The 11,401-nt window shown below is 68.8% G+C and carries 19 protein-coding genes and 1 pseudogene; 3 read left to right on the forward strand and 17 right to left on the reverse strand.

Annotated elements, in window-relative coordinates; translation table 11 throughout:
• The 16 genes from ABZY13_RS32850 to ABZY13_RS32925 form a co-directional block, all read right to left on the reverse strand.
• The coding region (locus tag ABZY13_RS32850; RefSeq protein ID WP_356637361.1) for a hypothetical protein at positions 1 to 517 on the reverse strand (517 nt) is incomplete at its 3' end.
• Between the two features lie 55 nt (positions 518 to 572).
• A complete protein-coding gene (locus ABZY13_RS32855) occupies positions 573 to 920 on the reverse strand; it encodes a hypothetical protein (protein ID WP_356637363.1) in 348 nt (115 codons plus the stop codon).
• Positions 921 to 1,119: 199 nt separating this feature from the next.
• On the reverse strand, positions 1,120 to 1,908 hold the full coding sequence (locus ABZY13_RS32860; protein ID WP_356637365.1) for an ATP-binding protein: 789 nt from the start codon (positions 1,906 to 1,908) through the stop codon (positions 1,120 to 1,122).
• A 12-nt stretch (positions 1,909 to 1,920) separates the two neighbouring features.
• Entirely contained in the window at positions 1,921 to 2,760 is an 840-nt protein-coding gene (locus tag ABZY13_RS32865) for a PD-(D/E)XK nuclease-like domain-containing protein (RefSeq protein ID WP_356637367.1), read from the reverse strand.
• Complete coding sequence (locus tag ABZY13_RS32870) at positions 2,757 to 3,371, reverse strand: 3'-5' exonuclease (RefSeq protein ID WP_356637369.1); 615 nt, start codon at positions 3,369 to 3,371, stop codon at positions 2,757 to 2,759. Before ABZY13_RS32870 ends, ABZY13_RS32865 begins: the two co-directional genes overlap by 4 nt.
• 105 nt (positions 3,372 to 3,476) lie before the next feature.
• A complete protein-coding gene (gene dnaN / locus ABZY13_RS32875) occupies positions 3,477 to 4,604 on the reverse strand; it encodes a DNA polymerase III subunit beta (protein WP_356637371.1) in 1,128 nt (375 codons plus the stop codon).
• Entirely contained in the window at positions 4,604 to 4,735 is a 132-nt protein-coding gene (locus ABZY13_RS32880; RefSeq protein WP_356637373.1) for a hypothetical protein, read from the reverse strand. The genes dnaN and ABZY13_RS32880 overlap by 1 nt, the downstream gene beginning before the upstream one ends.
• A 109-nt stretch (positions 4,736 to 4,844) precedes the next feature.
• Positions 4,845 to 4,976: a hypothetical protein gene (locus ABZY13_RS32885; protein ID WP_356637375.1), complete on the reverse strand. Its 132-nt coding sequence runs from the start codon at positions 4,974 to 4,976 to the stop codon at positions 4,845 to 4,847.
• A gap of 97 nt (positions 4,977 to 5,073) precedes the next feature.
• Complete coding sequence (locus ABZY13_RS32890; protein ID WP_356637377.1) at positions 5,074 to 5,316, reverse strand: phiSA1p31-related protein; 243 nt, start codon at positions 5,314 to 5,316, stop codon at positions 5,074 to 5,076.
• Complete coding sequence (locus tag ABZY13_RS32895; protein ID WP_356637379.1) at positions 5,316 to 5,564, reverse strand: hypothetical protein; 249 nt, start codon at positions 5,562 to 5,564, stop codon at positions 5,316 to 5,318. The genes ABZY13_RS32890 and ABZY13_RS32895 overlap by 1 nt, the downstream gene beginning before the upstream one ends.
• Entirely contained in the window at positions 5,561 to 6,013 is a 453-nt protein-coding gene (locus ABZY13_RS32900; protein WP_356637381.1) for a hypothetical protein, read from the reverse strand. Before ABZY13_RS32900 ends, ABZY13_RS32895 begins: the two co-directional genes overlap by 4 nt.
• Entirely contained in the window at positions 6,010 to 6,840 is an 831-nt protein-coding gene (locus ABZY13_RS32905) for a hypothetical protein (RefSeq protein WP_356637383.1), read from the reverse strand. Before ABZY13_RS32905 ends, ABZY13_RS32900 begins: the two co-directional genes overlap by 4 nt.
• Positions 6,837 to 7,592, reverse strand: coding sequence for a hypothetical protein (locus tag ABZY13_RS32910; RefSeq protein ID WP_356637385.1), 756 nt, complete (start codon positions 7,590 to 7,592; stop codon positions 6,837 to 6,839). The genes ABZY13_RS32905 and ABZY13_RS32910 overlap by 4 nt, the downstream gene beginning before the upstream one ends.
• Positions 7,589 to 7,954, reverse strand: a complete 366-nt coding sequence (locus tag ABZY13_RS32915) for a hypothetical protein (RefSeq protein WP_356637387.1) — start codon at positions 7,952 to 7,954, stop codon at positions 7,589 to 7,591. Before ABZY13_RS32915 ends, ABZY13_RS32910 begins: the two co-directional genes overlap by 4 nt.
• A gap of 87 nt (positions 7,955 to 8,041) precedes the next feature.
• The gene (locus ABZY13_RS32920; protein WP_356637389.1) at positions 8,042 to 8,266 is read right to left on the reverse strand and encodes a helix-turn-helix domain-containing protein; all 225 of its coding nucleotides are present in this window, start codon (positions 8,264 to 8,266) and stop codon (positions 8,042 to 8,044) included.
• Between the two features lie 9 nt (positions 8,267 to 8,275).
• Positions 8,276 to 8,512, reverse strand: coding sequence for a helix-turn-helix transcriptional regulator (locus ABZY13_RS32925; protein ID WP_356637398.1), 237 nt, complete (start codon positions 8,510 to 8,512; stop codon positions 8,276 to 8,278).
• 291 nt (positions 8,513 to 8,803) lie between these two features.
• Here ABZY13_RS32925 and ABZY13_RS32930 point away from each other — a divergent pair, with 291 nt between their 5' ends.
• The 3 genes from ABZY13_RS32930 (at position 8,804) to ABZY13_RS32940 (ending at position 11,172) form a co-directional block, all read left to right on the forward strand.
• Complete coding sequence (locus ABZY13_RS32930; protein ID WP_356637391.1) at positions 8,804 to 9,238, forward strand: hypothetical protein; 435 nt, start codon at positions 8,804 to 8,806, stop codon at positions 9,236 to 9,238.
• A 158-nt stretch (positions 9,239 to 9,396) separates the two neighbouring features.
• Positions 9,397 to 9,849: a hypothetical protein gene (locus tag ABZY13_RS32935; RefSeq protein WP_356637394.1), complete on the forward strand. Its 453-nt coding sequence runs from the start codon at positions 9,397 to 9,399 to the stop codon at positions 9,847 to 9,849.
• 51 nt (positions 9,850 to 9,900) lie between these two features.
• On the forward strand, positions 9,901 to 11,172 hold the full coding sequence (locus ABZY13_RS32940) for a site-specific integrase (protein WP_356637396.1): 1,272 nt from the start codon (positions 9,901 to 9,903) through the stop codon (positions 11,170 to 11,172).
• 87 nt (positions 11,173 to 11,259) lie between these two features.
• Here ABZY13_RS32940 and ABZY13_RS32945 read toward each other — a convergent pair.
• Positions 11,260 to 11,401 (reverse strand): annotated as a pseudogene (locus ABZY13_RS32945) (peptidase C39 family protein); the annotation flags it as partial.

Genomic DNA, 11,401 nt, shown 5'->3' on the forward strand with positions numbered 1-11,401 from the left:
CGTCGGTGACCAGGGTGCTGGTGCTGACGTGGATGCGCGTCTTGGCGAGGATTGAGCGGAAGTGTGCGGGCGCGTAGCCGATCTTCCGGTCGAGGGTGCTGAGTGGCCAGCCGGCGGCTACGAGGGCTTGGAGTCGCCGGTGGGTGCCGGTGGGGTCGATGAAGGTGGGGACTGCCGAGTCGGGGGTGATCGAGAGGATCTTGTCGAGGGTGGCGGGGCTGGTGCGGTAGCGGCGTCCTCGGACTCCGTTGCCGATGAAGTCGCGGACGGAGTGCGGCTGGAGGCCGGCGAGCGCGGCGATGCGGTGAGCGGTGTATCCCTGGGCGATGAGGTGCTGGATGTGTCGGCGGGCGGGTGCGGCGTCGACGAGGTTTTCCCAGGTTCCGTCGGCCTGCCGGGATGAGCGGTCGCGTTCCCAGGCGAGGTACCGCTCGACGCAAGCAGGGAGTCGGCAGCGGTAGTCGGTGTAGCAGGTGAGGGTGCGGTGGTGGGGGGCTTCGCGGACGGCGGTGGTCACGGCTTCTCCTTCCGCTGGTCGCGGCGGGCGGGTCGGATGGTGTGGGTGGCGGCGGTCACGCGGCGGCCCTTCGTGCTGCGGCGGTGCCTTTCCAGGTGCGGACTCCGCTGTGGTGGGCGGTGGGCCGGTTGGTCATGGCCCAGCCGGCGGTGCGGACGTAGCCCTCGTCCTTCAGCAGGGTCATGAGCCGGCCCCAGTGGGCCTGGGGGTTCGGCGGGTCGGGCAGCTGGTGGGCGTCGGCGATCTCGTAGGTGGTGAAGGTGCGGCCGGATGCGGCGGCGGCTATGAACACCGGCCAGACTTCGGCGAGCCAGGTCTCGTAGTCCTCGGCCTGCCGCTGCGTCCGCGTCTTCCGCGGCTCGGGGACACTGCCGTCGAGGGTGGGTTGCACGGTGGCGGTCATGCCTGCATTCGACGGCACGGCACTGACGCCTTTCGTTTCACGCGATGTTTCACGATCACGCATGGCGGGTGTTCTCCCTGGTCATCCGAGCGGTTGCGGCCTCTTGGCGTGGCGGGTGTTGGCTACGAGGCGCACTCCGCGTCTACTTGGGTGGGGGGCCGCCCGCACTGCCCGCGGGCGGCCCTGTCGTGTGTGCGGGCTACTGCTGGTCGTCTGCGGTGGGCGCCGGTCCCTGGGGCGGTGCTTCGCTGAGCCAGGCGAGGAGGGGGCCGGCGATGTCGCGGGCTCCCTGCGGGCGCTTGATGACCTGGCGGTTCAGGGCGGGGCAGCGGGACTTGAGGACTTCGAGGGTGTTGTCGATGTCCATTGCGACGGCGAGGTCGAACTCGTACTCGATGCCCTTGCGCTGTTCGGGCCGGGTGCCTACGCGCTGCGGCTTGCCGCCGTCCAGGACCCACTCGGTGTAGGAGCGCATCGAGGCGACGACGTGGCCGGGGTAGGCGAGGATCGCGGCGACCATGTCGTTCTGGAGAGGGGTGCCGTCCTTCCAGCCGGCGAACTTGTTGCCGCCGTACCTGCTGCTGGCCTTCTCGACTTGGTCGAGGGTGCCGTCGGTGCCCTTCCAGAAGTGGGAGAGGCTGTCGACGAACACGGTGGGGTAGCCGGCCTGTGCGGCGGCGTCGAGGACCCGGACGAGGTCGCGGGGGTCGTAGCGGTCCATCGGGCAGGTGTCGAACTGGATGCCGCCGATTCCGGCGTAAAGGCTGGCGGCGCCCTTCTCGGTGTCGATGACGGCGAACTTGCGCCCTTCGGACAGGCCGTGGGCGATGCCGAGGCCGGTCCACGTCTTGCCGGAGCCGGACATGCCCTGGATGGACACGCGGGCCTTGCGGCCGGCCTTGCTGGCGGGGCGGAACGTGAACTGCTGGGCGGAGCCGTTCTGTGCCGCGCGGGGGGCGGTCTGGACGGGCTTTCCGAGCTGGGACATGCAGGTTTTCTCCTAGCGGTACTGGCGCTCAAGCCAGGCGGGCGGCGAGATGAGCGGGGTCTGGTAGTAGCCGGGCCACTCGCCGGCTTCGCGGCAGAGGGCGTAGGTGTTGAGGGCGACCTCGTTGAGGTGGCGGCCGATGCTGCAGGCGGCCGAGTCGAGTTCGATCACCGAGACCAGGTAGGGCGGTTCTTTCTCCTGGAAGATGAACTTGAACGGGCAGACCAGTTCGGTGAGCCCGAACTCCAGGGCACCGTCGCGGTAGTACTCCTGCTGCTGGTGGTAGCCGTATTCGAAGAGGTGGTTGGCCAGCTTCGACGGGTTGGCGGAGCGGCAGGATTTGTAGTCGACGAGGGTGCCGTCGTGGCGGGCCCAGTCGATGCGGACTCGGCGCCAGACGCCTCGGTCGTTCCAGATGATGGTGCGTTCGGCGATGCCGCTGCCGGGCGCCAGGAGTTCCGCTGCTTCGGGGTGTTCGCGCAGCGCCTTGGCCATGGCGTGGACCTTGTCTAGGTCGCGTTGCTTGAGCGGAATCTTCCCGGCGGCGCGGATCTTCTTGACTTGCTCCTTGACCTCGTTGGTGTCCCAACGGTCCCGCTCGACGAGGACGAGTTCGGGTCCGTCTTCGAGGACGACCTTGTGTGCGGCGGTGCCGAAGTCGAACTCCTTCTTGGCCGGCTCGGGGTTGTCGAGCCAGTACTTGAAGGCGGCGGGGCATTCGGTGGCGAGTTTGCGTGCGCCGGTCGAGGAGAGGCTGCCGCCGGGGACGGGGTCGCTGTGGTAGACCGCGGCGTCGACGTTGTCGTACACGCCGGCCTCGACCTCGCTCGGCGCCTCCACGGTGGCGGTCATGCGGCACCGCCGGTCACGGCGTCGAAGACGTCTCGCGCCCAGCGGGCATCGCCGAGGGCGGTGTGGGCAACGTCGTCGCCGGGCGGCTCGACGCCGACCGCGCGGGACAGACCGCGGGAGGAGAACGGCAGGGACGGCAGGTCGCTAGGGAAGGCGAAGTCTCCGCCGTAGGAGCCGCTGTCCCGCTGCCCGAATCGGTAGCCGGCCGCGAGGGTGGCAATGTCGACGGTGCGGTAGTGCCAGGGCTTGGGGTGCCAGTAGTAGCGGGTGAAGATGTTGGCGATCATGTCGGCGTCGAAGGACGGGTTCGACCCGACGAGGACCGCGCCGTCGAGGAGTCGGTACAGGTCACGGGCGACGTCCTGCGGCTTGTCCCAGGTCCAGTTCTCCGTCTTGACGCGCTCGTGGTAGCGGTTGATCTCCAGTGCCTTCGGGTCAGCGTGGGTGAGGTCGGGTTCCAGGTAGAAGACGGACTCCTGGTCGGCCTCCCCAGGCTTGCGGAGGATGACGGAGATCTCCCAAGCGTCGTGCTGGAACGGGTCCAGGCCGGTCGTCTCTGTGTCGACGAACGCCACTGGCGGCGGATGTTTTGTGCTGGTTTCGGTGGTCATGTGACTCCGTTCTGGGTGTGGCTGGTGGGGGCGGCCCGTCCGACGGGTGGGGTGGGCGGGCCGCCCTCGACTGCCGCGTCAGCCGCGGCCGGTGTGCGTTGGTCGCTACGTGAGCCGGACGGGCATGCACACGGCCCGGTAGGTGTCGGTAGCGGCCCCCGCGTCGTCAACGGGTCGGATCAACACCGGCTTGTTCGAGGTGGTGAACCAGACCTGCACCTGGCCGCTGATCGGGGCCAGCAGTGAGCCGAGGAAGCCGGGCCGGTAACCGGCCGTGAAACCATCCAGGTCGGTGATCTCGGCGTCGACGCGGGAAGCCCCCTTGGATCCGTCCGCGCCGCCCGCCACAGTCACCTGGTCGTGGCCGAAGGTGAGGGTGATGGCCTGCTCCTCCTTGTCGTTGACCAGCGCGGCCCGCTTCACCGCCTCCAAAAGCTCGCCCGCGCCGACCCGCATCCACCCCGAGGCAGCGGCGGGGTCGGGGAAGAACTGGCTGACGTCGGGGAACGGGGAGGCGATGGTGCGGCTGGTCACCGTCAGGGCGTCGTTGCTGAGGGCGGCGACAGTGAGGTCGCCGGTGAAGGAGATCCGCACCGGGCCGCCGGCCAGCTGCTTGGCGGTGGCCGCAAGGTTGGCTGCGGGGACCAGCAGGTCGCCGGAGGCGTCACCATCGGGGGTCCACGGGATGCGGTGCCGAACGATCCGGTACCGGTCCGAGGCGGACACGGTCAGGTGGTCGCCGTCGGCTGCGACGTGGACGCCGCGGAATCCCTCCAGCTTGCCTGCGGCCTCCTTGTCGGGCATGGATGCCTGAGCGGCGTGCACCACGCTGGCGGCCAGCAGGTCGCCGTCCACTGTTCCCGCCGCGGCGGGCGGCTCCGGGAGGGCCGGGTAGTCGCGGCGGTCCATCGTGGGCAGCGTGAATGTGGTGCCCGGCGCGGACAGGGTGAGTTCTCGTTCGTCGGCGACGATGTCGATGGGGCCGGGGGGCATGGCGGCGGTCACGTCGGCGAGCAGCCGACCCGAGACGAGGATGTGCCCGGTCTCCAGTACGTCGGCGGTGAGGATGGCTCGGGTGCTCGTCTCGTAGTCGAAGCCGGACAGGGTGATCGCGTCGCCGCTGGTTTCGAGCAGGAGCCCGGCGAGTACGGGCTGCAGGGGATTGTTGGGCAGTCGGCGGTGGGCGCGCTTGGCGGCTTCCGCCAGCGTCTTCTGGTCGATGCGCAGCTTCATCAGGCGGCCTCCGCCTGCGGCTCGCGCTCGGTCTCGTCGGCCGTGTCGTCGGTGACGCCCCAGCGTGATTCGGGCTGCGCGTAGCCTTCGGTCTGCAGGTCGTCCAGGGGAAACAGGTAGGGCTGGTCCATCTCGTCTCCGTGAGAGGCTGGTGTCGGGTCCCCGGGCGATTGAGGCGCTCGGGGGTTCGTGGTTTGGTCGCCGCCGTGCCGGCCCGTGGGCATCCGGCGCGGCGGCGGGCTAGTGGGTGGCCTGCGGGGAGTGGTGCAGGCTGCGGACGGGGCCGGTGGTGAACCGGGCGGTGAGGTCGCGGGCCGCGGCCACGGGGGCTTCCTCGGTCGCCGTCTCGGCGGTGTCGTCGGTGGTGGTCATCGGTCCTCCCGGCGGGCGCGGATGTGGGTGGCGATCGGTTCGCCGAACAGGAGCAGGAACGCGGCACCCAGGACGACGAGCGCGTCAAGGAGGTAGGTCACGCCGCCTCCAGGACTTCCCGGTACAGGGCCGGGGTCGGTGCCTGCCGCTCCGGGACGAGCACCCCGTGCGTGAGGATCACGGCGTGCAGCGGAAGCACTGCGGGGATCGGGCCGTCGACCCGCTGCATCAGCGGATCCCCGGCGTCGGACACGTCGCACGTCCACAGCCAGCGCGAGTTGTCCACAGCGACCTGTGTGCGGTCCAGGTCTATCCGCGCACCGTCTATGAGCACATCCATCACGCCACCTCCGGGAGGGTGGCGAGCTGCTCCTGGCGCTGGGTGAAGGCGGCGAGCTGGGCGACGGCTTCCTGCAGTTCGGCGAGCGTCTCGGCCGGCGAGTTCGACACGGTGATGGCGATGGACCGGCCGGGCTCGCCGATGACGAGGCGGGCGAGCTGCTTGCCGGTGACGTCGCGGCTGTACTCGGTGCGGATCGGGGCGTCGTTCAGGTCGACGGTGATCCCGCCGTAGATGTCCGCGCTCACGACGTCGCCTCCTTGGCGGTTTCGGTGATGCTGTCGAGTCGGGCGATGGTCGGGCAGGGCCACTCGTAGCGGTCGGGCCGCCAGGTCGGGCCTTCGTCGTCCTCGTTGACGCAGGTGGCGCAGACGAAGCCGAGGTGCTGGCGGGCGCACAGGTACTCGCCGCCTTCGTCGGACTCGCAGTGGTCGTCGTCGTAGCCGTCGCTGTCCGGGTCGCAGCCGCAGTCCTCAGCGCGGGGCAGGATCTCCTGCTGCTGGTGGTCTTCCAGTCGGACGATCAGTTCGGGGTGGTTCCGCTCGGCCCAAAATCGGAGGCGGTTGGCGAACTCGGTGGCGGTCTCCCCGGTGTACGGGGTCATGGCCAGCGCGTTGCGGGCGAAGCCTTCGGCGGCGCGGAGGCGACGCTGCAACATGTCGTAGCCGATGCGGTTCAGCTCGTCGGCGATGCTCACGACGGCTCCTTGGTGGTTTCGGTGAAGAGGTCGAGGAGGGGCAGGGCGGTGACCCCGAATCCGGTCAGGCGGGAGTAGCCGGGCGCGGTGACCTCGGTCAGCCACTCCGTGCCCTCGGGCTCATCGAGGTCGGCCCGCCACAGCAACTCCTGCGTGGTCGTGCCGCGGTGTTCGCGGCGGGCGAGGAACTTCGCGTGCCGGCGCGCCTGCCCGGCCGTCGTGTACGCGGCGACCGTCACCAGGCCGTCCAGCACCCGGAACGCGATCGGATTTACCGACCGCTCCGCCAACTGCTGCTCCAGCTCGGCGCTCCGGTCTCGGTCCTTGTGCGCCTGCTCGTCCGCCTTTGATAGGGCCTCGTTCGTGGTGTGCCGCTCCGCCCGCAGCCGGTCGATCTCTGCCCGGAGTTCGGCCGTTGGGCCCCAGCCCGCCTCTTCGTAGAGGCATTCCAGGTAGTCGCGGCGGCAGCTCTCACAGTCCGGGCACTTGCGGTCACCTGGCTCGTCGCCGCAGACGCCGCACATCGCGCCCGCCTGGCTGAGTACCTGCACGGCGCGGTCGTCGTCCCACGGTCGCGGCTGGTTGCCCACCGGCACCGGCAGCGCACCCGCGGCGGCCACGGCGGCGGCGGTCGTCCGCGCGGAACCCGGGATCACATGCCCGGCCTTCGTCGCGTAGGCGATCTGCTCGTCAGTCAACGGCTCGCCGTGCTCGTCAGCGCGGTGCGCGGCCAGATGCCAGGCGCGGGCCTCCGTGTACTGGTCGGGGATACCGTGCGCCGACCAGAAGCAGCCGGAGACAGGGCAGTGGATGGGGGTGATATTCATGCCGCCACCTCCGCCTGCTTGCGGGCGGCGTCCCACAGATCGATGCCGCGACGGATCGCGTAGCAGCAGTGCAGGAACCCCGGTGTGTAGTCCTTCAGTCGCCACTCGGTCCAGTCGGCGAAGTAGTACGGGTACGGTCCGTCGTAGCCCTCGGGGCGGTACGAGAAGTCGGCGAGCGCCTGGTGGGCATCCGACTCGAACTCGATGTTGTAGGCGGCCATGTCGCTGAAGAAGTGCTCGTGGACGGTCTCGCGTAGCTCGCGGTTGGCGGCCATCCACTCCGGGCGAATCTGGTGGGACAACCACTTGCGGAGGCTGGGCCTGGAGTCCAGCACCTCGGGGTTGAAGCCCTGCGTCTTCGCCTGTTCCCAGATTCGCTCGGCGAGGTCGTCGCGCATCCACTGCGCGAGCGTCGACGCGACCTCAGCCTTCAGCAGGTCCGGGTCGTAACCCTCGATCTCCTCGCGTCCGGCGCGGACCTTCTCCTGCCAGTAGCCAGGGTTGATCTGCCCGGTGTGGGCGGTACGCCGGAACAGGTCGAACATGTCCTCGGTCGCGTTGATGTCGAAGTGGAACGTCCAGCCAGCCTTCACGACAAGGTTGAACGGCCACGTGATCAACTCGAACGGGTAGCGTCCGAACGGGGAGACCGCCGTCTCCTCGAACCGCAGATGCCGGTACAGGCCGTCCTCGTGCAGGACCGTCATCCGGTGGTCGGCGAACCGGGCCGCGATCTCGGAGTAGTCGCTCATCGGGCCGCCTCCTCGAAGGCGGCGTTAACCATGGCGTTGTGGGCGTCCACCTCGACGTTGAAGCAGTCCGTGCACAGGAACGTGACGGGCAGCTCATAGTCGGGGTCGTGCCACGGCTGGGCCGGCGGCTGGAAGCGGAACAGGCGGCGGGTGTGGCCGCAGTCGGGGCACTGTCCGTCGTGTGACGTGCCGACGATCAGGGCCTCCTCCTGGCGGCGGAGCTCGGCCTCGTGCTCGTCGTAGGTCAGGCCGCAGTCACACGGCCCCGGCCGGAAGATCGAACCGTGCGGCGGCTGGCACGGGAAGCTGTGCTTGCAGAGCGAGACCTTCTTGGCCTCGTGATCCTTCATACTGGGAGCCATGCGTGGCTCCCTCCTTTCGCTCTGGTGGGAGGGCTGATCGCATCGAGGTCGTCCCGTAGCCGCGGGGCGGCCTCTTTCACTGCCGGACTAGGCGGCGACAGCGGCCGGCTCGGCCTCGGAGTGGTCGCCGGCCATCCAGGCGTCCATCTCGGCGATCTCGTAGCGGTAGCGGCGGCGGCCGTGGCGGACGCTGCGCGGTCCGTACTGGTCGCGGCGCCACCGGTAGAGGGTGGTGACGGAGACGCCGAGGTAGTCGGCGGCGTCTTCGGACCAGAGCCATCCCTTCGGCGGCGTCTTCGGCTTGTTCGGCATGTGGGCGTCCTATTCCTCACTCGTGGGGGTGCTGTGTCGAGACGTTTGACTCGGTTCCGGAGACGCTGGGGGCGCGAAAAGCGGATTGATCGACACCCCGAGGGCCTCCGCGAGGGCGACCGCGTCATCGACGTCGGCTGTGCGCTGTGTCCCGTTGAGGAGCTTTTCGATCACTCCTCGCTTGACGCCTGACGCTTCGGCGAGGGCGCGTATCGAGTAGGGCGTCAGTCGCCCCGGGTACTGCATGCAGTGCTCGAAGAACGGGATGCTGCGCAGGGTCCAGCGTCGGCTCACGGTTCCCCCGGGTAGTGCGGAGCTGTTTGCCTGACATAGATAACCACAGCCGAGACGAGTCGTCTACAGGTCCGAGACGACTGAATGTCGAGTATCGGCACACTTCCTGGCTCGTTAACATCATTCTGTAGACGAACTGTCTCGGGTCCCGGATGGTTGTAGGGACTGAGCTGGTATTTTCTCGACGACCATCACCCCCCATAGAGACAGCCGGTATCTGAAGTGACCCGAGAGGAAGAGGACATGACGGCAGCGGCCACCGCCCCGGACACCGGGACGGACGAGCCGAGCGCCTCCCGAGGCGCGCTCTCGCGCCTCATCCGGGATGTCAACAACCAAGGTGTCTCCTACGCCAAAATGTCGGCGCGTGCGGTCGACCCCGACTCCGGGACCCGCCTGTCCAAGCCCTACCTCCAGCGGCTCGTCACCAACCCGCCGACCAACCCGCCCTCCCCCCAGCAACTCAAGGCCCTCTCCAACGCCCTCCACATCAGTGAGCGGCGCGTCAAAGCCGCCGCAGCCGAACAGTGGCTGGAGTACGAGGCGACCGAGCTCGCCGGCTACAACGACGAGGTCCGCATCATCGTCGGCCACCTCGCCGGGATGCCCGAAGCGGAGCTGCGGCGCTGGCGGGCGATGATCGAAGCGGACGAGCGGGCCCGCCGCGAGAGCGACTAGCAGTCGCGCCTCCTGGCAGACAATCAGCGAGCCGTAAAGTCCCTAAGTAGACATTCGCGCGGACGGATTGTCGCCAAGTGCGAGCAGGGCGTAGCCTTCCACAACCGTGCGCTTTCGGCACACAGCGCCCCAAGCGCACCGCGACAAGGGGAGGGCGCATGCTGCGCGTTGTGTACAGCACTACCGTCGAAGACCTCGCTCCGGGCCAGCTCGTCAACATCATCGAGAGCCGCGGAAGACTCGACGTCCACCTCCGCAGCGGTGCAGACATCGAGGACATCACCCACGCACTGAACGACGCGCTCGCCAAGTTCCTCTCCGCATGCAACTGGTTCCAGATATGGCGGGGCCGGATCATCAGCGCCGACTCCCCCGAGAGCCCGCTGACGGTGCAGTACGTCACCGACCCCAACGTCGACTGGCAGACCTGCGTGCAAGTCCGCGAATGGCGAGGCACTGTACGCGTGCACGTCTGCCCCGACGCCCCCGTGGAAGCATTCGCGCGGGTACTCACCAAGTCCACCGAGCGGTTCCTGGCGGGCGGACAGTGGTTCCAGCTGTGGCAGGGTGAGATCGTCACCATGGACCCGCCCGACTCCATGGCGGCCTGAAGCACCAGTGCAAGGGGGCAGCGGATGCCCGGTTACATCGAAGACCGGTGGATGACGAAGAAGCCGGATCCCGTCACCGGCGAGAAGCGCAAGACGGAGCGGTGGGGCAAGGGGAAGCGGTACCGGGTCGCCGGCATCCCCGGAGTGAAGGACCGCTCGTTCGAAAAGCTGCACGGGCCCGAGGGTGCCAACGCCTGGCTGGCGAAGGCTCAGCACGAGTCGGCTTCCGGGGAGTTCGTCGATCCGCGGCGCGGCCAGATGCTGCTGCGGGACTACATCGAGCAGCAATGGTGGCCAGGCCGCGACTACGACAATCCCTCCACCGAGGCGACGGTGAAGGGCCGGGTGTGGACGCACATCGTGCCCCACCTGGGTGACTATCAGCTCAACGCCGTAAAGACGGAGCAGCTGCGGCAATGGCTGCGGACGCTGAAGGAGACGGCCGGCCCCGGCACCAGCAACGAGTGCTGGCGGTACCTGTCGGCGATCTTCCAGGCCGCCATCGACGATGAGCGGCTCACCCGCAATCCCTGCCGCCGTCAGACGACGCTGCGCGTCCCAGCGCGCCCGCCGGCCGCGGCGCGGGCCTGGCCCAAGGAGCAGGTTCTCGCCGTGAAGGCGGCGATGGACGAGCGGTTCCAGTTGTGCGTCGACCTCGGCGTGGGCGCCGGGTTGCGCTCGAGTGAAGTGTTCGGGCTGTCGGTGGACGACATCGACTTCGCGGGCGAGCGGATCCTGGTGCGGCGGCAGGTGAAGAAGGTCGGCGCCAAGCTGGCGTTCGCCCTGCCGAAGGGTGAGAAGACCCGCGTCGTGCCCGTTCCCCCGTACCTGCTGAAGCGTATCGAGGAGTCGCTGGAGAAGCGGCCCGCGCAGCGTGTCGAGCTGCCGTGGAAGGACCCCCGACCGCCGAAGACGGACCGGGAGGCCGAGGAGCGGGCGCCGCAGGCCCACGCGCTCATCCTGACCGCTCCGCGGGGCGGGGCCATCCGCAGGGACGGCTTCGACTCGCGGGTGTGGAAGCCGGCGCTCGCTGCGGCGGGTGTCATCCCTCCGCCGCGGGAAGAAAAGAAGCCATTCCGGCACCGGCCCGGGGTGTCGCGCACGGTGCTCGTCTACCAGGAGAGCCGGGAGAACGGCTTCCACGCCCTGCGCCACACCTTCGCTTCGGTGCAGCTGGACGCGCGGGAGCCGATCGTGGCAGTCTCGAAGTGGCTGGGCCACGCGGATCCGTCGATCACCCTCCGGATCTACGCGCACATGATGCCCGAGGCGGACGGCCGGGGCCGTTCAGCGATGCAGAACTGGTTCGAGTCCTCCTCCTAGCGATTCTCCCCAGATTCTCCCCAGCGCTGATGATCAAGGCCGGAGAGGCCCCTCCCGACGGGTGCGGGAGGGGCCTCTCCGGGTTGCTCACCGGATGCCGACAGCGGCCAGTGCGCGCCTCTGAGCTGCGGAAAGCTTCACCGGGAAGTACAGGTAGCAGACCCCGCCGGTGCCGGAGACGACCTTGCCGCTGGCGTTGTGGCGCTTGGTTCGCAGCCAGATGTTCTCC

The sequence above is a fragment of the Streptomyces sp. NPDC006610 genome (genome assembly GCF_040611575.1).
Taxonomy (GTDB): Bacteria; Actinomycetota; Actinomycetes; order Streptomycetales; family Streptomycetaceae; genus Streptomyces.